The 735-nt window shown below is 34.4% G+C and carries 1 protein-coding gene; it reads left to right on the forward strand.

Annotated elements, in window-relative coordinates:
• Window positions 1–92 precede the first annotated feature (92 nt).
• Window positions 93–735: mechanosensitive ion channel family protein (locus ASU03_RS19480; RefSeq protein ID WP_057833312.1), on the forward strand; the 643-nt coding region annotated here is incomplete at its 3' end.

The following is a 735-nucleotide window of genomic DNA, read 5'->3' on the forward strand; positions in this document are numbered from 1 at the left end:
ATTTACATCATTTTGTAGAAAGCTTACTATTGTGAATTAAAGGTTAATATTGTAGTTAACTGTTAATTAACATGGCTTAGGATATCATTTTCATGGAAATCAATATAGAAAAAATCGAACATTACGTGCAAATGCTCGGAGATATGGGCTTACAGTTTGGTGTCCAGTTTTTATTAGCGATTGTTGTTTACCTAGTAGGTAACTTCATTATCAAAAGGTTGCTTAATCTCGTTGAATTAGGTTTATCGAAGAACGAAGTTGAAATCACCTTACATCGCTTTTTATTAAGTATTTTAAATACCTTATTAAAAGCCATTCAAATTATCATTTTTGCTTCCATGATTGGTATTCAAACCGCTTCGCTTATTGCCGTGTTAGGTGCCGCAGGTTTAGCTATCGGTTTAGCGCTACAAGGTAGCTTGGCTAACTTTGCTGGTGGCGTGTTAATTTTATTATTTCGTCCATTTAAAAACGGTGATACCATTAAAGCGCAAGGTTATGTTGGTACGGTAGAAGAAATTCAAATTTTCAATACTATATTAAAAACCTTTGATAATCAGCGTATTATCATACCTAATGGTTTGCTATCTAATGGCTGTGTCACGAATGTTAATATTAATGGTACGCGCCGTGTTGATATGGTTTTTGGCATTGGTTATAACGATGATATTGGCAAAGCGAAAGCGTTATTACGTTCCTTGTTAGAAGCAGATGAACGTGTGTTAAAAGATCCCG

It is taken from the genome of Colwellia sp. TT2012 (assembly GCF_001440345.1).
In the GTDB taxonomy this organism is placed as follows: domain Bacteria; phylum Pseudomonadota; class Gammaproteobacteria; order Enterobacterales; family Alteromonadaceae; genus Colwellia.